General features: G+C 62.0%; 22 protein-coding genes. 6 read left to right on the top strand and 16 right to left on the bottom strand.

The genetic code is table 11. The annotated features are described in order from the left end of the window. Nucleotides 1-2: 2 nt before the first annotated feature. Together BW940_RS11125 and BW940_RS11120 are read right to left on the bottom strand one after the other, a co-directional pair. Complete coding sequence (locus tag BW940_RS11125) at nt 3-680, bottom strand: MinD/ParA family ATP-binding protein (protein ID WP_076609284.1); 678 nt, start codon at nt 678-680, stop codon at nt 3-5. Further along, nucleotides 677-1042 (bottom strand): DUF7857 domain-containing protein, encoded by a 366-nt coding sequence (locus BW940_RS11120; RefSeq protein ID WP_076609283.1) that lies wholly within the window; start codon nt 1040-1042, stop codon nt 677-679. Before BW940_RS11120 ends, BW940_RS11125 begins: the two co-directional genes overlap by 4 nt. Before the next feature lie 143 nt (nt 1043-1185). On the opposite strand from BW940_RS11120, the gene BW940_RS11115 reads away from it, so the two are divergent. Next, nucleotides 1186-3117, top strand: coding sequence for a DEAD/DEAH box helicase (locus tag BW940_RS11115; RefSeq protein WP_076609282.1), 1932 nt, complete (start codon nt 1186-1188; stop codon nt 3115-3117). 10 nt (nt 3118-3127) lie between these two features. On the opposite strand, the gene BW940_RS11110 is transcribed toward BW940_RS11115, so the two are convergent. Both BW940_RS11110 and BW940_RS11105 read right to left on the bottom strand, forming a co-directional pair. Beyond that, entirely contained in the window at nt 3128-3580 is a 453-nt protein-coding gene (locus BW940_RS11110) for a hypothetical protein (RefSeq protein ID WP_076609281.1), read from the bottom strand. Further along, a complete protein-coding gene (locus BW940_RS11105; RefSeq protein WP_076609395.1) occupies nt 3573-4406 on the bottom strand; it encodes a ParA family protein in 834 nt (277 codons plus the stop codon). The genes BW940_RS11110 and BW940_RS11105 overlap by 8 nt, the downstream gene beginning before the upstream one ends. 962 nt (nt 4407-5368) lie before the next feature. Between BW940_RS11105 and BW940_RS11100 the strand changes: the two genes are divergently transcribed. Further along, nucleotides 5369-7051: an ATP-binding protein gene (locus BW940_RS11100; protein WP_173834879.1), complete on the top strand. Its 1683-nt coding sequence runs from the start codon at nt 5369-5371 to the stop codon at nt 7049-7051. Between the two features lie 4 nt (nt 7052-7055). Here the strand turns inward: BW940_RS11100 and BW940_RS11095 are convergent, their stop codons facing one another. After that, a complete protein-coding gene (locus tag BW940_RS11095; RefSeq protein ID WP_076609280.1) occupies nt 7056-8174 on the bottom strand; it encodes a DegT/DnrJ/EryC1/StrS family aminotransferase in 1119 nt (372 codons plus the stop codon). Nucleotides 8175-8399: 225 nt separating this feature from the next. Here BW940_RS11095 and BW940_RS11090 point away from each other — a divergent pair, with 225 nt between their 5' ends. Both BW940_RS11090 and BW940_RS11085 read left to right on the top strand, forming a co-directional pair. Further along, complete coding sequence (locus BW940_RS11090; RefSeq protein ID WP_076609279.1) at nt 8400-10025, top strand: alkaline phosphatase family protein; 1626 nt, start codon at nt 8400-8402, stop codon at nt 10023-10025. A gap of 2 nt (nt 10026-10027) precedes the next feature. Beyond that, complete coding sequence (locus tag BW940_RS11085) at nt 10028-11038, top strand: lipid II:glycine glycyltransferase FemX (protein WP_076609278.1); 1011 nt, start codon at nt 10028-10030, stop codon at nt 11036-11038. A 206-nt stretch (nt 11039-11244) separates the two neighbouring features. Here BW940_RS11085 and BW940_RS11080 read toward each other — a convergent pair whose 3' ends face one another. The 4 genes from BW940_RS11080 to BW940_RS11065 all read right to left on the bottom strand — a co-directional run bounded on the left by BW940_RS11080 (nt 11245) and on the right by BW940_RS11065 (nt 15157). Beyond that, nucleotides 11245-11505 carry an ATP-binding protein gene (locus BW940_RS11080; protein ID WP_076609277.1) on the bottom strand — a complete coding sequence of 87 codons (261 nt, stop codon included), beginning with the start codon at nt 11503-11505 and terminating at the stop codon, nt 11245-11247. 243 nt (nt 11506-11748) lie between these two features. Continuing rightward, nucleotides 11749-11958: a DUF7563 family protein gene (locus BW940_RS22095; RefSeq protein ID WP_076609276.1), complete on the bottom strand. Its 210-nt coding sequence runs from the start codon at nt 11956-11958 to the stop codon at nt 11749-11751. A 534-nt stretch (nt 11959-12492) separates the two neighbouring features. Continuing rightward, nucleotides 12493-14307: a glutamine--fructose-6-phosphate transaminase (isomerizing) gene (glmS, locus tag BW940_RS11070; protein ID WP_076609275.1), complete on the bottom strand. Its 1815-nt coding sequence runs from the start codon at nt 14305-14307 to the stop codon at nt 12493-12495. Nucleotides 14308-14929: 622 nt separating this feature from the next. Next, nucleotides 14930-15157 (bottom strand): DUF7860 family protein, encoded by a 228-nt coding sequence (locus tag BW940_RS11065; RefSeq protein WP_076609274.1) that lies wholly within the window; start codon nt 15155-15157, stop codon nt 14930-14932. A 283-nt stretch (nt 15158-15440) separates the two neighbouring features. On the opposite strand from BW940_RS11065, the gene BW940_RS11060 reads away from it, so the two are divergent. Continuing rightward, nucleotides 15441-15629: a DUF5786 family protein gene (locus BW940_RS11060; protein ID WP_076609273.1), complete on the top strand. Its 189-nt coding sequence runs from the start codon at nt 15441-15443 to the stop codon at nt 15627-15629. 172 nt (nt 15630-15801) lie between these two features. On the opposite strand, the gene BW940_RS11055 is transcribed toward BW940_RS11060, so the two are convergent. The 4 genes from BW940_RS11055 to BW940_RS11040 all read right to left on the bottom strand — a co-directional run bounded on the left by BW940_RS11055 (nt 15802) and on the right by BW940_RS11040 (nt 21857). Then, nucleotides 15802-16512 carry a helix-turn-helix domain-containing protein gene (locus BW940_RS11055; protein WP_076609272.1) on the bottom strand — a complete coding sequence of 237 codons (711 nt, stop codon included), beginning with the start codon at nt 16510-16512 and terminating at the stop codon, nt 15802-15804. A 315-nt stretch (nt 16513-16827) separates the two neighbouring features. Next, nucleotides 16828-20007 carry a bacterio-opsin activator domain-containing protein gene (locus tag BW940_RS11050; RefSeq protein WP_076609393.1) on the bottom strand — a complete coding sequence of 1060 codons (3180 nt, stop codon included), beginning with the start codon at nt 20005-20007 and terminating at the stop codon, nt 16828-16830. A 216-nt stretch (nt 20008-20223) separates the two neighbouring features. Continuing rightward, nucleotides 20224-20646 (bottom strand): universal stress protein, encoded by a 423-nt coding sequence (locus BW940_RS11045; protein WP_076609271.1) that lies wholly within the window; start codon nt 20644-20646, stop codon nt 20224-20226. A gap of 104 nt (nt 20647-20750) precedes the next feature. Then, nucleotides 20751-21857: a DUF354 domain-containing protein gene (locus tag BW940_RS11040; RefSeq protein WP_076609270.1), complete on the bottom strand. Its 1107-nt coding sequence runs from the start codon at nt 21855-21857 to the stop codon at nt 20751-20753. Between the two features lie 228 nt (nt 21858-22085). Between BW940_RS11040 and BW940_RS11035 the strand changes: the two genes are divergently transcribed. After that, nucleotides 22086-23075, top strand: coding sequence for a glycosyltransferase (locus tag BW940_RS11035; RefSeq protein WP_076609269.1), 990 nt, complete (start codon nt 22086-22088; stop codon nt 23073-23075). A 137-nt stretch (nt 23076-23212) separates the two neighbouring features. On the opposite strand, the gene BW940_RS11030 is transcribed toward BW940_RS11035, so the two are convergent. The 3 genes from BW940_RS11030 to BW940_RS11020 are packed head-to-tail and all read right to left on the bottom strand — an operon-like array spanning nt 23213 to nt 26213. After that, on the bottom strand, nt 23213-24181 hold the full coding sequence (locus BW940_RS11030; protein ID WP_076609268.1) for an NAD-dependent epimerase/dehydratase family protein: 969 nt from the start codon (nt 24179-24181) through the stop codon (nt 23213-23215). After that, nucleotides 24178-25113: a DUF362 domain-containing protein gene (locus tag BW940_RS11025; protein ID WP_076609267.1), complete on the bottom strand. Its 936-nt coding sequence runs from the start codon at nt 25111-25113 to the stop codon at nt 24178-24180. The genes BW940_RS11030 and BW940_RS11025 overlap by 4 nt, the downstream gene beginning before the upstream one ends. Beyond that, a complete protein-coding gene (locus tag BW940_RS11020) occupies nt 25110-26213 on the bottom strand; it encodes a Gfo/Idh/MocA family protein (protein WP_076609266.1) in 1104 nt (367 codons plus the stop codon). The genes BW940_RS11025 and BW940_RS11020 overlap by 4 nt, the downstream gene beginning before the upstream one ends. Between the last annotated feature and the right edge of the window lie 86 nt (nt 26214-26299).

Raw genomic sequence — 26299 nt, 5'->3', positions numbered from 1 at the left:
GACTAGCGTCGTTGCTCACAGCGGTCGACCGCCTGCGCGACCGTTTCGAAGGCATCGACGGCCGGACACGCCGGGTCGATCTCTCGAACAGGACGCCACTGTCTTTGTGCCTCGGTAACGACCGACAGTTCCTCGATCGAGATCGTCGGCGCGGTGAGATGGCGCTCGAGTCGATCGGTAAGTCCCTCGCTGTCGGCGGTCGTGGTTCTGTTGAGGACGACCGCTGCGATAGGTGTCTCGAGGTCGAGTGCGACCTGACGCGTCCGAAGTGCATCGACCACCGCCGACTCGGTCGGCGTGGTGACGAGCACCGCAACGTGTGCGCTGTCGAGTGCAGTGCCGACATCGCGAGCCAGCCCTGCGGGACAGTCGACAACGACGTGTCCACACTGGCGTTCGATCCGGTCGACGGTTCTGGAAAACGCCGTCAGCTTGGCCGCGCGTGCGCCGGCGAGCGTTCGACCTGCAGGGAGGACGCGCACGGAACCGATTCGCACGAGTCCGTCCAGTGGCTCCGCACGCCCGGCCAGAATATCGTGCAGATTCGGTCCGCCACTGCGAGGGACGTCAGGAGTCGTAAGGTCGGCGTCGACGACGACTGCATCGAGTTCTCGAGCGAGGTTCAGCGACACCATCGACTTGCCGACACCACCTTTGCCACCGGTGACGGCGACGATCATGGCATCCGTGGCAGGACGTCTCTGGTCGGTTGCCACGCCTCGAGGGACCGAAGCACGCTCGCTGATTGGGACCCGGTGGCATCCGATGCCCGACAGGCGTCGACGAGTTCGACTGGCGGCTCCACCGGCGCTGCCGGCGTCGCAAAGCCCACGCCGCGACAGCGTCCCGGGTCGACGACCCCCGTCCAGACGTCGCCGTTCCACTCGCGAACCGTGTCACCGCCGCGTCGGGGAGCCCACGTTTCCCCATCGAGTCGACTCTCGAGACGGACGGTCTGTGGTGTCGTGTGCGTGTTGCGTACGGTCGCCGAAATGAACGTGACGCCCTCCCGTCGATCGATCTCCCACTCGAGGTGAACCATGCCCGGCTTGGGCGCGTGCTATCGTATAAATTATCGCATCAGCTCTATGTTCTCGTTCCCAAACACGGCGGTTGCGACCGCAATCCGATTGCCGGCTCCCGATGAACGAAATCGGTTTACCCCCACCGCCGTTAGGTCGGCCAGTGACCGACGAACGTTCCCCGGACGTGACTGATAACGACCAGCAGGAGACCAGTGTGGCAGTCGAGGGTGAGACAACAGCGGACAGGACAGAGAGTGAGCAGCAACCGGACCACCTGACGCTCGCGACGTTCCACGACGCGTGCCAACAGGCTGGACGGCCCGTGCTCACCGCTGCATCCGTTGCACACTCCCTCGAGATCCCCCACGAAACGGCCAGCGACGCACTCGAGGAACTCGCAAATCACGGCGAGGTCGAGCGACTGTCCGTCGAGACGGACCCTGTCGTCTGGTATCCGAGCGAACTCGAGGACCTGACCGACCGGGAGCGCGTGGTCGTCTTTCCGAAACGGCGCGAGATCATCGTCGACCGACCGGAGCAGTTCACACGGGCACAACTCTCACAGTTCGCCCACCTCGCAGACGGAAACGGAGAGGATGGCTATCGGTACGTCGTCCGCCCGGAGGACATCTGGCAGGCCCCTCACGACAGCTTCGCGGAACTCGCCCGAACGATGCGCCAAGCGCTTGGCCAGCGATCCGATGCGCTCGAGGAGTGGGTCGAGAGCCAGTGGGATCGCGCCCACCAGTTCCGGCTGGTGACCCACGAGGACGGTTACACGATCCTCGAGGCCGAAACGCCGGAGGTCATGGGGAACGTTGCCCGGCAGAAACTCGACGAGGAACACGTTCACGCGCCGATCTCCGAAACCGAAGACTGGGTACAGGAGGGTTCGGAAGCGGCGATCAAGCGCATCCTCTACGAGGCGGGCTATCCGGTCCAAGATCAGCGAGCGCTCGAGACCGGCGAGGAGCTGCCGATCGAGCTCGCGGTGCAACTGCGTGAGTACCAGCAGACGTGGGTCGATCGCTTCGCTGATGCGGGAGAGGGCGTGTTTGTCGGCCCACCGGGCAGCGGCAAAACGATCGCGGCGATGGGGGCAATGGCCCACGTTGGCGGCGAAACGCTCGTGCTCGTCCCGAGCCGGGATCTCGCCCGCCAGTGGGCCGAGTCGATCGCGGAGTATACCTCCCTCGAGCCCGCCCAGATCGGGCAGTACCACGGGGGCCGAAAAGAGGTCCGCCCGGTCACGATCGCGACCTACCAGATCGCGGGCATGGACAGACACCGATCGCTGTTCGACGACCGCGAGTGGGGGCTCGTCGTCTTCGACGAGTGCCAGCACGTCCCCTCGGACGTCTACCGTCGGAGCACGCACCTGCAGTCCCGCCATCGACTCGGGCTCTCGGCCAGTCCGATCCGAGAGGACGACCGCCAGACCGAGATTTTCACGCTCGTCGGCCCGCCGATCGGCACCGACTGGGAGGCGCTGTTCGAGGCCGGCTTCGTCGCCGAACCGGAACTCGAGATCCGCTACGTGCCGTGGGGTGACGATGAACAGCAAAACGCCTACGTCTCCGCCGACGGCCGCGAGAAGTACCGAATCGCAGCCAAAAACAGAGAGAAGATCGACGACGTCCGGTATCTGCTCTCGGCTCACCCAGACTCGAAAGCGATCGTCTTCGTTGACTATCTCGAGCAGGGCCGCGACATCGCGGCCGCACTCGACGTGCCCTTCCTCAGCGGCGAGACGCCACACCACGAGCGACGGCGGCTCCTCGAGGAGTTTCGACGAAACGAACGCGACCTGCTGGTCATCTCCCGCGTCGGCGACGAGGGGATCGACTTGCCGACGGCCGACCTCGCGATCATCGCCTCCGGCCTCGGCGGCTCGCGACGGCAGGGAACCCAGCGAGCCGGTCGAACGATGCGGCCTGCCGGCGGCGCGCTGGTGTACGTGCTCGCGACCTACGGCACGCGTGAGGAGGATTTCGCCCGGAAACAGCTCCAGCATCTCGGTCGCAAAGGGATGACGATCCGCGAGCAGACGGTCGAGACGACCGACGGAACCGACAGCAGCGACGACGAGTGACGCGAGGGTGCTACTCCTCGCGGGCCTCGAGCAGTTCCTCAATCAGCCCGTCCGTATCCGACGCCGCGAGCTGGAAGACCGCGTCGTAGAACTCCCGCCCAGTTAGATCCCGAACGTCGTGGTCGGTTCGCAACTGTGCGTCGACCAGCGCCCGCACGTCTTCTACCTCCGCGACCGTCTCGGGGCGGACGTACACCGTCTTCTTTTCGGTCGCGTCGAACGGAAACGCGGTCGGATCGTCGGATTCGGCCGGTTCGGTGTCGGTGCTGTCGGGCGACGGCTCGGACTCGGTCACCGTCTCGTCCCTATCCGAATCGTAGTCGACCTCCGTCGAACCCGACTGGTCGCTCGAGTCGACAGCAGTGTCCACGTCGTCGGTTGCCGACTCGCCACCGGTGCTGTCATCGGAGTCGTCCTCGTCGACAGCCTCACTGAGTCCGGCAAACCGGTTGTCCTCAGGCATCGTCGACACCTCCGCGTTCGACGATCGCCGCCAGTTCGTCCAGGCGCTCGAGCATGTCGTTGTCCGGATCGTACTCGGCGAGCGGGACGCCCTCGCGCCACGCCCGTTTGAACGCGATTCGCTCGCGGAGGCCAGGGCCGGGCGAATCAGGATCATCGAAGTGGTCCGACTGCGCAAACGACGGGAGCAGTTCACCGAACTGAGACTCCTCGAGATCGCCGATGATCCGCTTTTCCTCGTTGTCGCCGGCGAGCGAGTTCGGCACGATCGCGAGGATATCGAGGTCGATCTCATTGCGGATCGGGCCGATCTGCTGGGTATACATGCGTTCGAACCCGCTCACGCTGGGCTCGCTCATCCGCAACGGGACGATGACGTTCTGGGTCGAGATCAGCGAGGCGTCGGCGAGCGGGCCGAGATTCGGCGGCGAGTCGACGACGACGTAGTCGTACTCGTCACCCAGCACTGGGTCGACGATCTCGTTTCTGATCCACAACTCGCCGAAGGTCGCGCTTCGAATGCTGTTCTCGACGCTATCCAGATCTTCGTGGGCCGGCAACACGTCGAAGGAATCGGTCGAACGGATCACGTCCTTGAGGGTCGTCTCCGAGCCGTCTTCCAAGACGTCGCCGAGGTGGACGTCGCTCGTGTAGGCCGCGCTCAGTCCGACGCCTTCGGTGGCGTTGCCCTGCTGATCTAAGTCGACGAGCAAGACGTCGTTGTCTCGGTTGGCGAGTCGTTCAGCGAGATTGATCGCGATCGTCGTTTTGCCGACGCCGCCTTTCTGCAGGGCGACGCTGACGGCGCGTGGAGTCTGTGTTGTCATTTGTAAGAACACCGCAGTCGCCACAGCAACCGCGTAGCCGGAGAGGAGTGGTCGGACACCGAACACCGTTCTCGAGGTCGAGACGGTCGACACAGTGTAGACTGTGTACACCGTTCAAGTGAATACCGCCGAGGCGAGTATGGACCAAGCGGTGTCGAACGGAAGAGCCGTCGACACAGTGTACACCGTGTGGAATGTGTGGACAGTCTAGAGAGTGTAAACCGTTTGGACAGCACCAAACTCGAGCGACTACCCGACTGATCAGACCGGTTCCGATGCGCAAGCGGCGAACAGCGTGTATACGGTGGAAACATTGTACGATGTCCGGTTGAGAGCGGTTCAGTCTACCGTGGCGGGTAACACGCCTATCATTCAAGTAATCGGACTTAACAGTAGCGGAAGACTGTCTACACATTCTACACAGTCTGCACTGTGTGCCTATTGGGTTGATCTACACCGTGTAAACTTTGTTTTGGGAATAGTGTCTGAACCGCCTCTGGGCGCATACAACGCAGTTCTGTGTTGAACAGTTCAGTCGAGGAAGTATAAAAAGTTCACACGGTGTACAAATTATAGACTGTTTACAAAGTGTGCACTGTGTGAGCTGTAGAGAGCGTTCGGGCAGTTCGTGGTCCGGAATTCAGTCACGATTGATCCACACTCGAGCCTTAGGTGTCGTCGCAACTGACTGTGAGTGTTCGTGGAACAGTGTGCACGGTCTAAAATGTGTACACAGTGTCGAGTAGCAGTCGGATGGGATGACGACGAATAGTTGGTGATGTTCAGACAGTATCAACATCCTACACCGTGTACAAAGTGTAAACTGTTTGGCGAGGAACAGCCAAGCGAACATCCCGCACAGATTACACGCATGGAACAGCCATGCGAGGCCAATATTCAAGGGAGAGTGTTCGGAGTATAAGATATATGAACGCGTCGCAGGCGTCGGCGGTGATGGGGCGGTGAGCGACCAACGTGAGATTCTCGTCGGCGAGACGGCCGATAGACAGAACTTGCATCTTCCCGTCGTCGAACTGCTGACTGGCCGCGGGTTCGTCACCGGCAAGTCGGGTTCTGGAAAGTCGAACACGGCGTCGGTCATCGCCGAGGAGTTACTCGAGGCCGGCTTCCCGCTGTTGATTGTCGACACCGACGGCGAGTACTACGGGCTCAAAGAGGAGTACGAGATGCTCCACGCCGGAGCCGACGAGGAGTGTGATATCCAGATCGGGCCGGAACACGCCGAACAGATGGCCTCGCTGGCACTCGAGGAGAACGTCCCGGTGATCCTCGACGTCTCGGGGTATCTCGACGAGGACGTGGCGGATGAACTCCTCCGGAAGATCGCCCGCCAGCTGTTCGTCAAAGAGAAGAAGCTGAAAAAGCCCTTCCTGCTGGTCGTCGAGGAGGTCCACGAGTACATTCCGGAAGGCGGTGGCGTCGGCGAGACGGGGAACCTGCTGATCAAGATCAGCAAGCGCGGGCGCAAGCACGGCCTCGGTATCCTCGGCATCAGCCAGCGCCCGGCCGACGTCAAGAAGGATTTCATCACGCAGGCGAACTGGCTCGTCTGGCATCGGCTAACCTGGGACAACGACACCAAAGTCGTCGGGCGAATCATCGACACCGAGTACTCGGAACTCGTCTCAGAACTCAACGACGGACAGGCGTTCGTCCAGACCGACTGGACCGAAGTCGACGTACGGAAGGTCCAGTTCCGCCGCAAGCGGACCTTCGACGCCGGCGCAACGCCTGGACTCGACGACTTCGAGCGCCCCGAACTGAAGTCCGTCTCCGATGCCCTCGTCGGCGACCTGCAGGATATCTCGGAGCGAAAGCAACGCGAAGAGGATCGAATCCTCGAACTCGAGAACGAACTCGAGAAAAAGGACAAACGCATCGAGACACTCGAGACCGAACTCGAGTCGGCACGGGACGTCTCGAGTGCGGCCAAACAGATGGCGGATGCGCTAACGCGACCGGAGACTGTCCAGACACAGCTCCCGGAAGACGAGGACGAGCGACGGCGGCTTCACGACGAAATCCACGCCCTCGAGACCGAGCGAGACGAACTCGAGTCCGAACTCGTCGACAGAGACGAGCAAATCGAGACGCTCGAGACAAAACTCGCGTCGCGAACGGACGCGATGGAACGGCTGCGCGAGGAAAACGAGCGGTTGCGTGATCGAGTCGGCGAACTCGAGACGACGCAGGAGTCAGGGACACCATCGACGTCAGAGTCGACGATCATTCAGGCCGGCGGCGATGATATCGAGTTCGGCTACACGCCGGTCGAGGAGACGGCAAGCACGGACACTGACGACGGGGTGTCAAGCGCCACGACGGAGTCGACAACTCACGAGGAGTGGTTCGATGGTGAGTGGATCGACGACCGACTCGTGCGCGCAACAGAACAATCACAGTGTACCGTGGCGACGGCACGGAACGCACTCGCCGTGCTGGCTCGAGACGGGGCCCTCGAGTCTGCAGCCGTCGCCGACGAAGTCAACCGGTCGACGGTTGCAGTCCAGGGACTCCTGTCAGAGTTACGGACCGAAGGCGTCCTCGCTCGACCAACTGAGCGAACGTACACGCTCGATGAGGACGTCCGGTCGAAGCTGGAGACACTGGTACGCACCGAGTAAGACGTTACCAGGGCAAGCGATCGCCGACGTCCTCGATCGCCGACGGGTCGATATGCTGGTGGACGGGCAACACGAGGATTTCTCGAGACAACGTCGTCGCACGGTCGTACTCCGGGTTCTCGAAGACAGTACTCGAGAGTCGCGGCCAGGTGTGAGCACCGTCGACGCCACAGCGTTCGAGGTCCTCGAGTACCCGTTGTGGGATACTGGTTCGAAGCGGGAAGACCTGTGGACAGATCCCCTCGGGAAGCGATTCGTAGAGGACTTCGACGTCGGAACGAGGCTCGACGATACGTTGCCACGCGAAGTAGTTTTCGCGACGGGCGTCTCGAATCATCTGTGGGTCAGTATGTTCGACGACGTATGCCGAGAGCTTCGACATCGGCGTTTTGCCAGCCTCGTATCGGGCACTGGGACTTGGAACCGAGATCGATGGACCTCGACTGGCAACGAAGTCGTCGACCGATCGCCTGATCGTCTCGTTGGTCTCGAGCAGGCTCGCGATGATCGATTTGAGAACGAACAGACAGTCGTCGGTCCCGAACTGCTCACGAACACCGGCGAACGACGACGGATCGAGCCGCTCGGCGACAGCGTCATCGTTACAGTAGAGAATCGCACCGTCGGGAATCGGTAGCAGTTTCCAGAGACTCGTCACGCCGAGATCGCCACGGGTCCCGAGTAACGTTCCGTTGTCGACACTGAGCGGAGAGTGAGCGTTGTCGGCGATGTGATAGCACTCGTACTCGTCGACGAGCGACATGAACTCCGCCAGACCTGGTTGTGGAAACCCAAAGTAGTTGACCGACATGACCGCGACCGTCTCGTCATCGAGTCGGCGTTCGACATCGGCGAGATCCGGTGCGAGGTTTTCCTGAATCCGATAATATCGGGCTTCGAGGCCGAGATCGAACAGGGGCTCGACGACCGCATCGGGAAGGTACGCGGGAACGAGAACGTTCTCGCCGGGGTCGACGAGCCCGGCAAGGCCATCGGACAGAGCAGCCTTCCCGGACCCATAAAAGGAGAAATCGGCCGAAAAGCGCTCGAGGAACGAGGTGATGTGTAACGGCTGTGACTCGGACAGGAACCGAGCAGAGAACGATGGATGTTCACTGATCATCTGCGTCCACCTCTATATAATTGCTGACAATTAACACAGGTTCCGTCGGTGGGTAGACGAACAGCGAGTATAGTGATTGGGAAGATACTGCTGGGACGGTCACAGACAGGGGTTGCTTACACACCAGATCCGGTTACTCACACGATCCGGTGTCATGAACGCAGTCCGAGCCTACAGGAGAAAACAGTCGAATAACAAAATCGGGGTAGGCTGTGGTAGGCGACTATGAGAGATTCGACTGACGAAACCGACCTTCGCCTCCTCGTTGTTGGGCTCGACGCGGGCTGCCGTTCGATTCTCGAGCCACTGTTCGAGGCGGACGAAATACCGACCCTACGGCGGCTGTTCGAGACCGGAACCAGCGGCGATCTCGAGTCACAGATCCCCCCATGGACGGGAAGCGCGTGGCCGTCGCTGTACACGGGCAAGAACCCGGGCAAACACGGCGTCTTCGATTTCCTCTCGTTCGACGGCTACGACTGGGACGTCGTCAACTCGACACACGTTCGGGAACGCCCAGTCTGGGAGTTCCTGAGCGAACATGGGATCTCGAGTGTCGTCGTCAACGTTCCTGTCACCCATCCACCACGGGAGTTCGACGGGGCCCTGATTCCCGGTATGACCGCGCCGGAAGACCCGACCTGTCACCCCGACGGGATCCTCGAGGACGTCAAACTGGCCTGTGGCGACTATCACGTCTACCCGCAGAGCACCGACGCACCCGACCGATCGATCGAGGGCTACGAGCAGACGATCGATCGCCGCGGGACGGCGTTTCGCTACCTCTGTCGGCGAGTCGATCCCGGCTTTGGCTTCCTCCAGTTCCAGCAGACCGATACCGTGTTCCACGAACGGCCGGGCGACAAGGAGGCGATCGAAGCCGTCTACCGCGCTGTCGACCGACAACTCGCGGAAACGATCGAGGCGACCGATCCGGACAACATCTTGGTCGTCAGCGACCACGGAATGGGGAAAGTGACCGGCACGGAGTTTCGGGTCAACGAGTTCTTTCGGGAGCAGGGCCTGCTCGAGGCCAAAAGCGGTGGCGAGGGAATGCCGACCTGGTCGAAAGCGTGGGAAAACGACCTCCTCGAGGGCGAAGACGCCGGCAAACACGACGAAAGTGCCCTCGAGCGGGTGATGAGCGTGGCCGCGAAAGTCGGACTCACAACCCAACGAGTTGCAAGCGCTCTCGAGACGGTGGGTCTGAAAGAGCCGATCGGCAAGCGCGTGCCAAACGACATGATTCGAGCCGCAAGCGAACAGGTCGACTTCCCGGAATCGAAGGCGTACATCCGATCGAAAAGCGAACTGGGCGTCCGGATCAACCTCGAGGGCCGGGAGCCGAACGGACAGGTTCCCGAATCCGAGTACGAGGACGTCCGTGCGGAGCTGATCGACCAGCTCTCGGCGGTTCGGACTCCCGACGGCGAACCCGTGTTCGAAGCAGTCGAACCGCGGGAGACGTACTTCGATGGCCCACACATCGACAACGGGCCCGATATTCTGACGGTCCCTGCTGAGTTCAATAACGCAATCGTCGCCGACGTCGGGGTTGAGCAGTTCGGCGAACCGATGGAGTCGTGGAATCACAAGCGAACCGGCATCGTCGCGGCCACAGGCAGCGAATTCAACGAATCAGCCACACTCGAGGGCGCGACGCTCTTCGACGTCGCTCCGACGATCTGTACGCTGTTTGACGTGCCGGTCGATACCGAGATGGACGGGACGACCCTGCCGGTTATCGACGGCGGGACGGAAGCGGCGTACCCCGCCTACGAGCCCGATCAGATCCGTGCGACCGACGACACGGCTGTGGAAGATCGACTCTCGGATCTGGGGTATCTCTAACGATGGGTGTCGAGGTAACCGCACTCGATCCGTGGACCGACGCCGACGAGTGGAACCGCTACGTCGAGCGATCGGACGGCACCAATCCGTTCTACCGTGCCGAAGCGCTGCGACTGCAGGCCGACGACACCGACTCGACGCTGCACCTGCTTACCGGGTTCAAAGGACAGGAAGCCGTCGGCCTCTTCCCCGTCTTCGAGTATAATAAAGGCCCCATCACGGGTGCGTTCTCGCCAGCCCCGTTCTCGTGGTCGTGTTACCTCGGCCCGTCACTGTTGAACGTCGCCAAACTCAAACAGCGAAAAGCCGACCGGCGAACAAAACGATTTGTCGAGGGAAGCCTCGAGTGGATCGAAGAAGCGATTTCGCCAGTGTACTCGAAGTTCGTCGCCGCCGAGTTCGACGACGTGCGACCGTTCACCTGGGCAGGATACAACGTCGAACCCGGCTACACCTACGTCGTCGAACTCGAGGACGACGAAGAGACGCTGTTGAAACGGTTCAGCAGCGACGCCCGAAACAACGTCCGGAACGCGGATGCAGACGCCTACGTCATCGAGGAAGGCGACAACGACGACGTCGAGCGCATCGTCGATCAGGTCGCGAACCGCTACGAAAATCAAGGACGGGCGTTCCACCTGAATCCAGCGTTCGCACGATCGATTCACACCGTGTTACCCGACGGCTCGATTCGGCCCTACGTCTGTCGCGTCGACGGCGAGTTCGTCGGCGGTATTTTGGTCGTCGAATCCGAGACAACCCGCTATCGGTGGCAGGGTGGCGTCAAGCCAGATACCGAGATCGATCTGCCGATCAACGATCTCCTCGACTGGCACGTCATGCGCGATGGCCTCCGAGATGGCCTCGATCGGTACGACCTCGTCGGTGCCGGTGTGCCAAGCATCAACCGGTACAAAGCGAAATTCAATCCGCGCCTCGAACTCCACTACGAAATTACGTCGGGTGCGTTCGGCCTCGATTTGCTGATCGATCAGTACCAGAAACACCGATAGTCGAAACCGCAAACACGAGTTCAGAGGGATTCTCGTAGCCGTTCAGCGGGTTACGGCACGGAAACCGAGCCACGGAACCTGCACAGCTCTGGGCAGCGATACCCGGCTGGCGACGAGACCCCCTCTCATACGGATTGCTGTAACTATTTGCCGCCGATCGCCGACCCGTTCTGGCGATCGGCGGTAATTGACTACAGTAAACCGTATCAGTCGACGATTCGGTACTTCGACTGCCGGGCATCCTCGAGGTAGACACGACTGGAGACCAGTCCCTCGTTCTCGAGTTTCCCGAGCCCGTATCTGACTGTCCGCGAACAGAGCCGCGACTCCGCGGCGATCTCCTCTTGGGTCATCGATCCCTCGTACTCGAGGACCTTGTAGACGAGTTTCGAGCTCGGCGGCAGGTCGGTCAGTGACGCCTGTGACGCCGGATCGTCGGCTTCGGTATCGGATTCGGTTGCACTCATACTGTGACCTGTCGACCAGCGATTTTGGTTCGTCCGACACGATGAGACGAGACTGAATCCATCATCAGGCGAGTCCAACGCGAGTGCTGCGTATATACGATACAGACAGTTCAGAAATATAGGGTGCCGCTAACGTCGCCGCAGGCGGGATTCGACCGACATCAAGGCCACGAACGTCAAAACGTGACACACGACCACAGCGGTGAGGACAGTGTCGGCAACGGAACACGAACTCGAGAACTGCTACCGGCGTTCTTTCGGGATGAAATCGGACGTTTTCATCTCTCGGTACGTGGCACAGTCAGGACAGGCGTGGACGACGTCACGATTGTCTCCGAAGACACGAGCGAACTGCCGAGTGACCTGGTTCCCACAGTTGACACAGCGGGGAGCAGTCGTTTGCTGGCCGGACGTCATCGGTGTCCACTTCGTATCGGTTGGTTCCGTCGACATCAACAGTCTGTAGCCATAGAACGGTATTTACTATAGACAGCATAATCAAGATAAATGAGAACCCATTCGGTTGTTTATCGTGAAAATCAGGTATTACAGAAAGTTCGGAAAACGGCAGTGTCATGGCTTTACACGGCAGTAATACAGTATTTACCTCTGATAATAACTCATTTTACGGGGTGTATGACCCACTCGGTCGATCGGGAAGCGATATGCGATCAGTGACCGCCGAGATCATCATCACGTAGCCGTCATTATCACGTGTGGTATTTATATTCCGATGCGGTGGCCAGCTAGGTGGAGAGAATAGTTCGACAAACAGCGTGACCGTTCTCTCCAGGGCGATGCCGATTCGTTCGAGTACGGGTCGCGGGTCGGCACCTAACGACACCGTCTGGACCCGAGTCTACGGGGGTGGTCCGGGTCCGTCGGTACCAATGACTCGTACTCGAGTCCATCGGCAGCCGAGCCCGGGCATAGACGCGCACAAACGCGGTCGAAAACTAACAGCGGGTCCAAACGGCGAGACGGCAGCTACTCGACGGTGACGCTTTTGGCAAGATTGCGCGGTTTGTCGATCGGGCGACCGAGGAGTTCAGCAGCGTAGTACGAGACCAACTGGAGCTGGACGTTCGCGAGGAGCCCAGCGAGGTCGGCTTCCATCTCGGGGATCTCGAGGTGATCGTCCGCAACGTCGACCGCTCGGTGTCCGGCTGGACAGACTGCGATGACGGGTGCCCCACGGGTCTGTGCCTCCTCGGCGTTTTTGAGGGTTTTCTCGTCTTCCTCACCGGTAAACACCGCAAAGACCGGCGTCTCAGGCGTCACAAGTGCTAATGGGCCGTGTTTGAGTTCGCCCGAGGCGAAGCCTTCGGCGTGTTCGTAGGTGATCTCTTTGAACTTCAGGGCACCCTCGAGTGCCACCGAGAACCCGAGGCCGCGGCCAATGAAGAAATACGACTGGCTGTTTGCGTACCGGTCGGCGATTGCGTCGGCATCGGAATCTTCGAGTAGCCCCGCGATCGCGTCGGGCATCGCAGCGAGCTCCGCCAGGAGCGTCTCGAGATCGGCCGGCGGCTCACCACGCAGATCGGCGGCGATCCGTTGGCCGAGCAGCGTGAGCATGACGGCCTGCGAGGAGAACGTCTTGGTCGCCGCGACGCCGATCTCGGGCCCAGCCCGGATGAACAACGCCTCGTCGGCCTCCCGGGCGGCAGTCGAGCCGACCACGTTCGTAACCGTGACTGTCGTTGCACCTTCGGCATTGGCCTGTCGAAGGGCGTTCAGCGTGTCCGCCGTCTCGCCGCTCTGGGTGACCGCGATCACCAGCGTGTCGTCGTCGATCGGCGGGGACGAGACGCTGTACTCGTTTGCAAGCAGCGCTGTCGCGTGAACGCCGGCCTGATTCAACACGAGCGAGCCGTACAGCGCAGCGTGATAGGACGTCCCACAGGCAATCAGCTGGACGCTTTCGATGTCGGTGAACGTCCCCGGTTCGAAATCCGCGAGCGCGATCCGTCCGTGTTCGGGATCGATTCGGCCCTCGAGTGCCTGTGTCAGCGCCGTTGGCTGCTCGTGGATCTCCTTCAGCATGAAGTGGTCGAACTCACCCTTGCCGGCCTGCTCGGGATCCCACTCGATTGTTTCGGGCTCGCGGACGACGGGGTTGCCCGCGAGATCGGTGAACTCGACGCCGTCGGCATCGACGATGACGACGTCTCCGTCCTCGAGATAGACCACACTGTCTGTGTACTCGAGGAACGCCGGCACGTCGCTTGCGAGGAAGTACTCGCCGTCTTCCATGCCGACGACGAGGGGTGATCCCTGTCGAGCAGCGTAGAGGACGTGTTCGCCCGAGAGCATCGCCGTGACGGCGTAGCTTCCCTCGAGGTCGGCGATCGCACGTCGGAACGCCGCCTCGTTTTCCATGCCCTTGTCGAGATAGGACTGGATGAGATGGGGAATGACCTCGGTGTCGGTGTCACTGGTAAACTCGTGGCCGCGGTCGGCGAGCCGAGATTTGAGTTCGACGTAGTTCTCGATGATCCCGTTGTGGACGACGGCGACGTCTTTCGTGCCGTCCGTATGCGGGTGAGCGTTCGCGTCGGTCGGCGGGCCGTGTGTGCTCCAGCGCGTATGGCCAATGCCGACCTCCCCTTCGAGCGGTGTGTCCCCGATGGATGCTTTCAGTTCGTCGACCTTTCCCGACCGTTTCTGGATATCGATGCCAGAGCCGTTCTGAACGGCGATACCAGCCGAATCGTAGCCTCGATATTCGAGGTTCTCGAGGCCAGTCAACAGCGGCTCGAGGGCGTTTCCATCGCCGACCCGACCGATAATTCCACACATCGGTCACTCACTCACCGTGAGCGCGTTCGGGGACGCGGTCCCGGAACGACGTGGTGGCGGTTTCGAAACTCGAGCTCGGCCTCCACTGGACGCGGCGAGGACGGCGAACGGTCACTCGTAGCGGTCGTGATCGTGTCATAGATAGTTGGTCGCCCGTGGTAACTGTTCGAGATGGCAAACGGTGCACGGACATGATACAGACCTACCCATCTGCATCCATTACTATAGACGAACTACTAGAGACGGTAGTTGGCAGGTAACAGACTTGCTCGATCGGGGATCAGGGGAATGTCAGTACTGGGGACACTAACACGTTCATATCAAATTTTACAATTTTTGTTCGATTTGTGCCGGACGATCCACAAAAGAACGGTCGAAACACAGTTTAGACCGAAGTATGTCAACCGAACAGTCAAACGGAGACCGAGTATGGCTGTACAAACGAATATATTGTCGGCCATACTGAATCCCGTCGTTTCGATCGATCGAGTGGAGTCAAGCGATATCGCTGACGGGTAGCTGACAGCGCTGTATCGACGGCCAAACGTCGTCCGAACTCGAGAGACCCCCCGCTTCGGTCGCGAACGCGAAGCGGTCAGACCGGAAACAGGCCGTCCGGCTGTTACTCGGTGAGGGGCAGGAAAATCCCGAAGATCCAGGGCGAGAAAAAGCCGATAACGAGACCGATTCCCTCGGAGTAAGTAAACAGTGTGTTCTGCCAGGCAGGCAGGTCCCCGTAGACGGCGTGGCCAAGGATCTCGCCACCCGCACCGAAAAGCAGTAATCCGAGGCCGAACAGGAACCCGGCTTTGGTCAGGAAACCATAGTTGAGGTCGCCGTATCGTCCCATAATCCGACGTACAGCCACCGGCGTAATAATTTTGTTCATCGTCGCCGGAGCGTGCAGAACCGACTCGGATCGGCGTACTTGCTCCGGCCACGAGGACACCGTGAGCCCGATCGAACGCGTCGATCAAAGCGGCTGGGTAGATGCGAAATTGACTCAAGAGCGGATCTACGACCGCGACATTTCGGCCGGTTGATGACGCTGGAGTGGCAATTAGGTCCTGGCTCCAGTTCACAGAGAGGGAACGAACCGGCACACCTTTAGCACTCACTAATGAGGTTATCATATGGGTTTTGGTAGCTACGACGAATCCGAACAACAGCAACAGACGGCCGACGATGACGACGACGTAGAGGCCGTCAACGTCCACGAAAACGACCACGACGGACAGCTGTCCTTCGAGTCCGACGCCTCGACCGACGAGCTCGTGTCCCAACTCGGCTCGATGAAAGACGACGACGAAGACGACGCGTAAGCGATCGGAGACAAGTCACGACAGTCGTCATCCACTGCGTTGCCGGGTCAACTCAGTGGAACGGAGTAATTCTGCCTTTTCGCACACTGGCCGATCAACGGACCGCAACGGAGTGACTCTCACAATTTCTCGACAGCGAGTTGCTCGTTCGAGAGAGAAGCTGGGACGACGATCAGCACAGCTTCGACGCACAGAGTTCGCCGATTGCGCGTCGAAGCCGCTGTGAAACGGCCGATTTCGAGACGCCAAGTCTGTCGGCCAGTTCGTCCTGTGAGATTCCCCGCGGCACGTCGAAATAGCCTTCCTCGTGCGCGACGGCGAGCAGTTCCTGTTGTTTTTCCGTCAGGGCAACGACGCCGTCGTCGTCGTCGTCCGACAGCCGCAGATGGTCAACTGCCACCGAAATATCTCGCTCGCGACAGTAGTCGTTAAATGAGACGAGGTCGTCCCGGGTCGGGAACTGAAGTTGGACGAGCCAGCCGTCGCGTGAACTCGAGAGATCGAGCAGGCGGCCGCCGGCTGTTGCCGTCTCCGCGATGAACGACACCGCCCGGTCGGTCAGCGCGACCCGATAGACGCGCCGGTCGGGATAGCGGTCGACAAGGATCGGGTCGTCGATCGTCGGATCCGTCTCGAGTGCCGTCTCGAAGCTGTCGAACGAGCTTCCATAGACACTACAGAAGACAAGCGTTCGGCCCGTCTCGAGTGTCGTCCAGTATTCGGGTTCGACAGTGACGTCGGGGGCGCGACGCAGCGTCGGTCGCAAGAACAGCGACGAGTGGTCGAGACGGAGCTGGGTGATAACGCCACCATCCGCCTGGGACCGGATCCCCGGCTTCCGCCTGGACTCAGTCGTCTCGATACTCACAGATCGATCCGCCATCCGGATGGATGACCCCTGTAATATTCGATTACCGTGAACTCGCTCATTGAACGTCTGATTCGACCGTGGCCATATGGTCGTAGACGCTATACAGGAAACGGGATCAAAACTGGACCGCTATACCTATTCAGGCGTCGTTTGTGCTGACTATTTTTTATAGAAAGAAATACTATGTTACCCGGCTATTTCGGAACGAGCAGCGGCGGTAAGATATGACTACGTTCCGTGAGCGCCTCAGACGGATCGTTGTAGCCGTTTCTCGGTGATCGCCGCCCCAGTCGGGCGACCACCGGGAACGAATCACAACAGACTGTATCAGTCAGTGCCACCGGTTGCACGATCGTCGAACAACAGTTCGAACAGTTTCTGCTGGGCAAGGCGAAGATGGCGGCTGAACGTCGGCTGTGAGACACCGAGTGAGTCAGCGACTTCCTCACCGGTGCTTTCGCGAGGCCACCCGAAAAAGCCATCATAGTACGCCGTCTCGAGGGTCCGAAACTGTCGCTCCGAGAGCCGACTGCGAAGTTCGGCATCGAACGCGCGGACGGGCCGATCGGACCGGTCTCGCTCGCGACGGGCGAGCAACTCCGTGCCCGGATACGTTCGCTCGAGCATCCGGACGAACGACCGGACGTCGACGGTACTCGAGAGGGCAATAACAAATCGGGTTCGGTCGTCGATTGGCGTCACCGATTCCAAGATCCCACCGTGGCTCGCAAGCGTCTCCGCGACGGAGGACTCGGTGAGGACGAGTTCGATCACCGAGGCGTCCGCGCGATCACCGATGAATCGGCCCGATTCGACCCCAGACGCCGACTCGATGGCAGCGTGGATCGTCGCCTCGTCGACGTCTGTGACCATACAGAACACCGTCGAACCACCAGAAGAGCGGGGGACGACCGCCTGCACGTCGAGCCGCCGCTGCAGTCGATGTGCAATCGCCGACAGCGCCGCCGTGTCGTCCCGGAGGACAACCTCGAGTTCGGTGATGCGATCGGTCAACAACGCGCGTTTCCGTTCGATCGACGCGATCGCAGCGCTGGCGACCGTCGCAAGATGGGTACACAGCTGTTCGATCGCGTCGTCGAACAGCGACGGCTGATCGGCGTACACGGTGAGCGTTCCATAACAGAATCCCTCGGAGACGAGGGGCACGCTCAGGACGGATCGAACCCCGTTCTCGAGGGCGCGTCGTCGCCACGCCTGATCGACTCCACCGGCCTCGAGATCGTCGATAACCGCCGGTTCGAGCGTCTCGGCTGCCCTCGCCGCTGGATGGGGTGGCTCATCATCGCCGTGTATCGGAATCGAAACCGACTCGAGGAACTCGCCGTTCCGGCCGGCCCATGCACTCGGCGTGATCCGTTCGGAGCCGGTGGCGACATCGCCGACCCAGGCCAGATCGATCGTCCCGAGCGTGTCGTCGAACTCGAAAGAGACGAGCGCCTCACAGAGATCCTGTTCGAGTTCCGCTCGGGAATCACTGGCGAGCAGCGTTCGTTCGAACGTCTGCAGTTGCTGACAGCGGGCAACGGCGGACTCGAGTCGCTCGAGGTCGCCGCGGTGGCGCTGGATCGTCGTCTCGCGTTCGAGCGCATCGAGCGCAGTCGCAGCCGCCCGGCCGGCGATTTCGACCGGCGTCTGCTCGTGTGCCTCGAAAGCCATCGGATCGGTACTCGTCGCAAGGAGGAGCCCGTGATCGGCGATCGAAACGGCAAGCACCCGTTCGGCACGGATTCCGGCCCGGGAAAGGGCAGGCTCGATGTCCGGGCGATCGAAGACGACACCCTCACCATCGGCGTCCGCTTCGGTCTCGAGGCGCTCGAGCAGGTCGATCTCGGCGCGTTCGATCGGCGGCGGCTCGGCGTGATCGGTCGTGGCTCGAGTGGCGACTGCTGCCGGTCTGAGGACGTCCGCCTCGATGAGATACCAGCCGGCGAGGTCAGCGTCCGAACTGGCAACTGTTGCATCGACGGCCGACTGGAACACGCCGAAACGGCTCTCGGCATCACGCATCGCCGTGATCATCCGATGGATCGTCGACAGGGTTGCAGCCGGCGATCGACGGCGATCGCGGACGACACAAAGTGTTCGTTCGTCGCCGGACAGCGGTGCGACGAACACGTCGACCGGCCGACGGGCAGCGCCGGCGATGAGCGATCCCGACAGCGGATCCATCCACCTGACGACCGGTGACTGTGCGCGCTCGCGAACCGCCGCCGTGAGGTCGTCGTCGAAAACGGTATCGATCCCGCGGCCGACGAGCGTCTCTCCGCCGGCCAACTCGAGCAGTGCCGCGTTGGCAAACCGAATCGTCGATCCCTCGAGAACGACGAGTCCGTCCTCGAGCGCGTCGACAACCGACTCGAGGAGGTCGAACCGCTCCCGGTCGACGGCGGAGTCGGCATCCGAAGGTTCGCGTGCAGTCACGGTAACACCGTCCTCGCCGGGGTGGACGGCAACCGCGAGTCGAGTCTCGCTCCCGGGGGAGACAGTCTCGAACTCGACGACGGTGTCAGTCGTCGTCGCCTCGAGGACCCGTTCGTAGAACTGGCTTCGAACGGCCGGATCGAGGAGGTCCCAGACGACAGTTCCAGGCTCAGCAGTCGCGTCTGAGGCGAACAGTCGGCTCGCAGCCTCGTTGGCATAGCGCAGTTCCCACTGTGGCCCGAGCGTAAAAAACGGGTCCTCGAAACGATCGATCGCCGTTCGAACGCCGTCGGCCGACTCGGCCACCGGTGTTGCCGAAAGCGTAAGCACAAGTCCTTCGACGAGTGGGTCCGCAACCCGGTTGGCCGCGGTCAGTTCGTACGCATGCCACGTGCCATCGGCGTGGCCGATCCGTACCGAAACGCGCTCGGTCGCTCCGAACGCAGCCGCCGAAACGCGCTCGAGGCGCTCGTCAACCAGTTTACGATCGTCCGGATGGACGAGCTGTGAAAGAGACGTCCGCTCGAGTTCGTCAGGCGTGTATCCCAGCCGCGGCTCGACGGCTGCGCTCGCGTATTCGATGGCACCCGTCTCGTCGACCACCCAGACGAGCGCGTCGGATCGCTCGAGGATCGACCGGCCGCGCCGGTCTGCGCCACCTTCCAGACGGAACCGCTCGGCCGCGTTTCTGATCCGAGTCGCGATGAGCGACCGAGGGGCATCGGATTCGATGATGTCACTCGCCCCGGCCTCGAGTGCCAACTCGAGTGTTTCTTCGTCGGCCGTTTCGCTGTCCACGGCGGCGACGATCGGCAACTCCTCGGCCCGCTCCCGAAGCGCCTCGAGTGTCGATCGATCCCGGTCGGTCGGCCCGAACGGACAGACGACACAGTGAATCTCGAGTTGATCGAGTCGATCGACTGCGTTCGAGAGCGTTCGTTCTCTGATGAGCGAGATCGAGACGAATTGTGAGGAGAGCGCATCCATCGCCGCGTCGATCGGTCGCGAGTCACCGACGACGAGCACGCGAAGGACGTCGCCGACGACGGTCGTGCCGTCGCTCACCGAGCGGCCACCTCCGTGTGCGACGGTCGATCGCTTGGCTGCTCGAGCGAGCGTGGCGACTGGACCGCCCACTCAGTCACCGACCGACTGCAGGACATCAAACGACGAACAGCCACGATACCACGTCGTTCAAGCGCAGATTGGTTAATTATCGAGGCCGTATCTTTGGGTAGTGCGTGATTACGACGGTTTGAGACACTCGAGCCGGACGACGCGTTAGCTCCGTTCTCGAACGGTCACAACCGGAACTGGCGCGTTGCGAACGACCTCCTCGGCGACGCTCCCGACGATCAGGTGATCGAGGCCGGTACGACCGTGGGTTCCCATCACGATCAGATCGATCGCCTCCGCCTCGGCGACGTCGACGATCTCCTCCTGAGCGACACCGTGGCGAACGGTCGTCGTCGTCTCGAGTCCCGCGTCGGCACTCGCCCGTTCGGCTTCCTCGAGTGCCTGGGTGGCCTCGTCTTCCGGATCGGTGCGCAGCTGATCCTGTTTCTCCGAACTGTGTGGGCCGTCCTCGGACACCGAGACGATATGCAGCGTTGCGTCGAGTTGGGAAGCGAGTTCGATCGCGTGCGTTGTCGCCTGGCGAGCGCCCTCACTTCCGTCGGTCGCGAGTAACAGGTCCTGGTACATCTGTGGCTAGCTACTCGACGGAACGGCGGATACATCCCAGACTTGCCGTTTCCGGGAGTCATCGATAGATCCGTCACCGTCGACAGGACAACAGCAGCCAGCGGCTACGGCTTCGGTGTCTCTCGTCCGCGCTGTAACGCCTGTCGCGTCGACGGACTGAGCCGATCGATCGCACCGCGGGATTCGGCGACTGCGACCAGTACCTCGGTCAGGTTCACCAGCCCCGCGACGTACGCCTGCCGTCGTCGCTGCCAGCGAGCCGGTGCATCGTCGTCGGCAAGGATCTCGAGGGAGCGATCCCGAACCGCGGCGTACTCGTCGAACTGCTCGGCGAGGCCGGCACGCTCGAGTTCCTGGAACTCGCCGTACTCGTGGTCGTCAGTGCCACGATATCGGAACGCAGGCGTCCCCAGCAGTGCTGCCTCGGTGGCCATCGTTCCCGTGTCCGCGACCAGCAGCGACGCGTCGGCCATCGCGTCGTGGATCAACGCTGGATGGAGATCGTACGGCCGGGCGGGCAGGTCGTGGAGGTCCATCTCGCCACCTTCATCGGAGACGAAGACGGTCGCGTGCTCGCTCAGCCGTTCGATCAGATCACGACGCTGGGGAGGACTGAAGCCTTCCAGGTCGGTATCGTGGAGCGCATCGAGAGCGTTGAACCGAGCGATAACGTAGGGTTCGTCCGGGTCGACACCGAGGAACTCGCGGACGTTTTCGTCGCGGGAGAAGACGTCGGGATGGAGATACGCACACTCTTTGAACCCCTCGAAGGTGTAGTGGTCGTCGCCGAGATCGCGGCGGGTGACCGCCGGCGAGAGGATCGTCTCCGCGAACGGACGGGAGACGGTGTGGTTGAAATCACCCGGCTCGTCGTCAAGGACGAGGACGACCGGCGCTCGAGCGAGCGTTCCCGCGTAGGCGGCGTAGGGTCCCCGACCGAAGATGACATCCGGATCGAATCGGACTGCTTCGCGGGCGATTGTCACGAACTGCCCGCCGAGTTCACGGGCGAATCGGAGTTTGGAGTAGCTGTCAGTGCCGTGGGTGCCATACACCCGATACGGCATGCCGAAGAACTCGAGTAAGTCCGTCGTACAGGTGTACTCTCGAGTCAGGACGAGCACGTCGTGGCCCGCGGCCGCAAGCCGATCGACGGTGTGTCGATACAGATGGACGTGTGCAGGTGTGTTCGCAAAGACGAGGATCCGCATCGACCCAGCATAGCCGCCGTCGATGCTTTGTAATCGTATTGCTACGGCCTCCATCGGCCGAAAACAGCAGTTTCGAGAAATCCACATGTGCGTGTACGAGAAGAAAACCAACAACGGATCGACGGCCAGCAGACTGTTGCAGCGGGTATTCCGGAATTGACTGCGGTGCCAGCAGTGCTGCAACACGGATAACAAAACGGGTCGAGCCCCTCTCTCCGGCAGTTCGAGATGCACGTCCTCACACTCACGACACACGCCGACGCTCCCTTTATGACCCAGCAGATGGCCGCCCTCGAGGAACGCGGCGTCTCGTTTTCGACACTGTCGGTCGCCGGTGAGGTCAGCGCCGACACCGCACGGGGGCCGACTGACTACCTCCGTACCGTCCCGAGAGTCATCCGCGAGGCGGGCAACGGATACGACCTGGTCCACGCCCACTACGGACTGATAGCTCCAATGGCGCTGGCCCAGCGGCAAGCGCCGGTCGTGTTGTCGCTGTGGGGATCGGACGTCCACGGCCCCGTCAAGCCGATCAGCGTCGCGGCTGCGCCGCTGTGTGACGAGGTAATCGTCATGTCCGAAGGGATGCGGACGGAGGTAGGTCAGGACTGCCGGGTGATCCCCGACGGCGTCGACCTCGAGCGATTCCAGCCGAAACCACAGACTCGAGCTCGCGAGGCCGTCGGCTGGGACGGCGTCGGCGACGCCTTCCAGGTGCTCTTTCCGTACCCACCCGAACGCGAGGTCAAGAACTACTCGCGAGCCGAACGGATCGTCTCGGTGGTCGACAATCTGCTCGAGCGACCAGTCGAGCTCCGCGTTGTCTACGGCGTCGACCACGACGCAGTCGCCGACTACATGAACGCCGCGGACGCACTTCTGTTGACTTCTGACAGCGAGGGCTCGCCGAATTCGGTGAAAGAGGCGCTGGCCTGCAACCTGCCCGTGGTCGCACTCGACGTCGGCGACGTCCGCGAACGGCTAGCTGGCGTCTCCCCTTCTCACGTCGCGACGACCGACGAGGAACTGGTCGACGGGCTAATCGACGTCCTGCAACGCGAGGAGCGATCGAACGGCCGCGAGGCCGCCCGCGAGGTCAGTATCGACCGGACCACGGATCAGTTGCTCGAGGTCTATGAACGGGTCGCAGGAACGGAGAAACGAACTCGGCCACGGGTAACGGCCGCCGTCGACGCGGTCGCGCGGCGACACCGCTGATTGGTCATCGGAGTAGAATGTTCACGGTTTTCGAGTGACACCCCTCGTTTGAACGGTTTCGAGAGTCCTCACAGGACGGTTTGTTCGGAACCCGTCTCGCTAGAGCGCCGTCGCCACCGGTGAAAACGGACCGATAGTTAGCACTCGGACCGATACCAGTCCATCGTCTCCGGCAGATGATCCTCGAGCGGCCGATAGTCGTAGCCCAGTTCCGCACTGGCTTTCCTCGAGGAGTAAAACAGCCGCTTGGTCGCGAGTTGGGCCATCTGCCGGTCGAAGGGAAACATTCGAACACCGGCGACGGAACTCGCGGCTTCGGCGACCGGGCCGGCGGCGTGGATTGCCGTCGCTGGGACGCGAATCCGGGCCGGCGAGCCGTCGACGGCGTTAGCGATCCGTGAGACAGCTTGGTTGTAGGTAAGGTTCTCGCCGCCAAGAATGTAGTGCTCGCCGTTCAGGCCGCGTTCGGCGGCCGCGAGCAGGCCATCGACGACGTCCGAGACGCCGACGATACTCAACCCGCCGGGGAGATAGGCGGGCATCGTCGGCTCGAGCCCCATCGACAGCAACTGGGTGGTAAACGCCTCGTCACCGGGGCCGAAGATCGACGTCGGGTGGACGGTGACGGCGTCGCCGTCGGTTTCGGCGTACTGATCGATCAGTTGCTCTGCCTGTGCCTTCGAGGACTGGTAGGCCCCGACAGGAGTGGCGACATCGGTTTCGTCCGCAACCATGGCATCGTCAGGTGGACGGCGCGTTCCGGCCGTGCTCGTAAAGACAAGTCGCCCGGTTTCGCTATCTCGACAGGCCTCGAGGAGGTTCGCGGTCCCGTCGACGTTGACCCGGTAGACCTGTTCCGGCGTCGCGTTCCAGAGGCTGACGCCAGCGAGATGGAAGACGACATCGACCCCATCCACCAGCGATCGCAGCGTCTCGTCGTCGAACAGATCGCCGACGTGCCAGTCGACGCCCTCGAGGTCGCCCCGATCCGACATCGGCCGACTCAGGCCGCGGACGTCCCAGCCGTCCTCGAGCAAGCGCGCACAGAGCCGCGAGCCGAGAAAGCCCGTCGCGCCGGTGACGGCTGCGGTTTTCGGCCCCATCATCGGCGCTGCTCCAGTTGTGGCGGAACGGCATCGCCGGCCACCGCCGCGTAGAGTCGGTAGGCAGTCGAGACGGCCGGGTGAGTATCGTCGGGCGGCGGCAACTCGCCATCGGGAATCCGACGTCGTAGCGCCGTGAGGTCGACGTCGTCGCCCGCAGCGCTTTCGACGGTGATCGCCGACTCGTCAGCACCGAGCGTATGTCTGAGCACCGGATCGTCCTCGAGCGAGCGGCCGAGCAACGACGCACCGATCGCGTCGACCTGCGGTATCGGCCCCACGACTAGCGTGTCGGCCGCGATCGGATCACCGCCGTAGGCGGCCGTCGCATCCAGCACGGAGAACGCGGGCTCGATAGCCCGCGTCGCGCCGATGGCAGTCAGGTCGGCGTCGGCGACGGTTGCGGCGAGTCGCCCGAGCGTGCGCATCCCCCCGGCGACGGGCCCGTCTCGAGTTGGACGCAGTGACGGAACAACGACGACGGCGCTCTCGAGGAGTCGCTCCGGGACGGATACCGAAAGCTGCTGGTCTGCGACCGACACGACGCGATCCCGTCGGGACTCGTCGGCGAGATCGACCAGCTCGGTGTCAAAGCGCTCGAGAACGGACGGATAGCCCAGATAGCCGGCGGCGCGATCGAACGCGATACGGTCGTCGGTCATCCCGGCGACGGCGACGTCAGCCTCGGTCCGTGCCCGGAGCACGGCAGCGGTCGAGCCGACGACGGCAGGGTCGGTAACCATCCCCGTCGACGGGTGGAACGGGTAGTGGGCGTCGGGAACGAGCGTGATCCGATCGGTGTTCGACAACGACTCGAGATGGGGCTCGAGGACGGAACGAACCGGCGACTCGAGGATCGCCAGCCGCCGGTCGGTATTGGTCGTCCAGCCACCCCGTCGCTCGGGGGCGTCGACGGCGGCGACGTGAACACTCACGACATCACCTCCGGGATCTCGAGTGGCTCGCTATCGGCCGTCTCGGCGAGTTCGTAGGCGGTCTCGGCGAGTTCGAGTGTCCGTCGACCGTCGGCACCGTCGACCGGTGGCGTTGCACCCTCTCGGATGGCGTCACAGAAGTCTTCCAGCGCGTCGTAGTGGGCCTGCAGGTAGAACGTCGGGCCGAAGACATCGGGCTCGCTGTTCGTGAATCGGCTCGCGACGTTCGAGAGCGCAGCCGTCGCCGCACTCGCATAGAAGTTCTCGGGCAGGTGGTCCTGGTTGCTGATCGTGCCTGTGATCCCCTCGAGTCGCAAGCGCGTATTGACCTCCGGGAGCTGTTCCCACTGGTAGGTCCCACAGTGGAGCGTGATCGTCGTTCCCGTCTCCGGAGCCTGGAGCAACACCGTCGCGGCGTCTTCGGCGGGAATGTCGAGGCTCTGGCCCATCGTCGCATCCCGAACCTCGAGGTCGCCAAAGAGCCACTCGAGGACGTCGAAACAGTGAACGCCGAGTTCGATCAATGAGCCACCGCCGGCGGCGTCGGGGTCGAGTGGCCATTCCGGCGGTGCATCGTCGGCGGGTGGGCGACCGAGGGGGTGGTCGTTGAGTCGCGTGATCGAGGCGTAGGGAACGTGGCCGACAGTACCGTCGTCGTAGTCGGCCTTGACACCGGCCATATCGGGCTGGTAGCGAAGCGTGTGGTCGACGCCGACAGCGATATCCGCCTCGCGAGCCGCCTCGAGCAACTCGTCGGCTTCGTCGGTCGAACGGGCGAGCGGCTTCTCGACGAAGACGTCGACGCCGACCTCGGCGGCACGCTCGACGGCGTCAGCATGGAGAAACGGTGGCAACGCGACGACCGCCACGTCGAGATCCTCGGCGTCGAGCAGCGTCGTGTAATCGTCGTACGTTCGGGCCACGCCAGCTCGTTCGGCCCGAGCGCGATTGTCCGGGACCGTATCGGCAGCCGCAACGACGTCGACGGCAGGCATCGCAAGTGCCGATTTCAGGTGTACCATGCCGATATTACCGACACCGAGTACGCCGAGTGAGAGCGCACTCGAGTCGGTCCACCGGCCGAAAAGTGTTGATGGCATCTGCCCCAGACCGGGGTGGGAGCGGGCTTTGTTATCGATTTCATATTCACCGATGTAGTACGCCCCTTCGCGTTCCGCTCGTGTAT

Source organism: Natronorubrum thiooxidans, assembly GCF_900156475.1.
In the GTDB taxonomy this organism is placed as follows: Archaea; Halobacteriota; Halobacteria; order Halobacteriales; family Natrialbaceae; genus Natronorubrum; species Natronorubrum thiooxidans.
This window is presented reverse-complemented; position numbering and strand designations above follow the sequence as displayed.